This window comes from Aquabacterium sp. A08, assembly GCF_011742065.1.
In genome coordinates, this window is the sequence record NZ_JAAQQT010000284.1 from 1 (window position 1) to 735 (window position 735).

Below are 735 nucleotides of genomic sequence, written 5' to 3' on the forward strand. Positions count from 1 at the left end.
GTCGCCGATGCGCTGGAAGCCGAACATCGAGTAGTACACGTAGAACGGCACCATGATGCGGTTGGACGTGCTGTAAGACGTGGCCGCGGCGATCCAGCTGCTCATGCCGCCGGCCTCGTTGATGCCTTCCTGCAGGATCTGGCCGGCCTTGTCTTCCTTGTAGTACATGACCTGGTCTTTGTCGACCGGGGTGTACTGCTGGCCCAGCGGGTTGTAGATGCCGACTTGGCGAAACAGGCCTTCCATGCCGAAGGTGCGGGCCTCGTCCACCAGAATCGGCACCACGCGCGGGCCCAGGGCCTGGTCGCGCAGCAGCTGCGTCAGGAAACGCACATAGGCCTGGGTGGTGGAAATTTCCCGGCCTTCGGCCGTGGGCTCCAGTACCGCCTTGAAGGTCTCCAGCGCCGGCACGGTGAAGCTTTCGTCGGCGTGGGTGCGGCGGTGCGGCAGGTAGCCGCCCAGGGCCTTGCGGCGCTCGTGCAGGTACTGCATTTCCGGCGTGTCGTCGGCCGGTTTGTAAAACGGGATCTTGGGCAGCTCGCTGTCCGGGATCGGGATGTTGAAGCGGTCGCGGATGTACTTGATGTCCTCGTCCGTCAGCTTCTTGGTCTGGTGCACGGTGTTCTTGCCCTCACCGGCCTTGCCCATGCCAAAACCCTTGACGGTCTTGATCAGCAGCACGGTCGGCTGGCCCTTGTGGTTCACCGCCTTGTGGTAGGCCGCGTACACCTTCTG

Annotated in this window: 1 pseudogene; it reads right to left on the reverse strand. The window is 63.4% G+C overall.

Annotated features, from left to right (window positions below):
• A pseudogene (gene aceE, locus HA630_RS01615) lies at positions 1-735 on the reverse strand (pyruvate dehydrogenase (acetyl-transferring), homodimeric type); the annotation flags it as partial.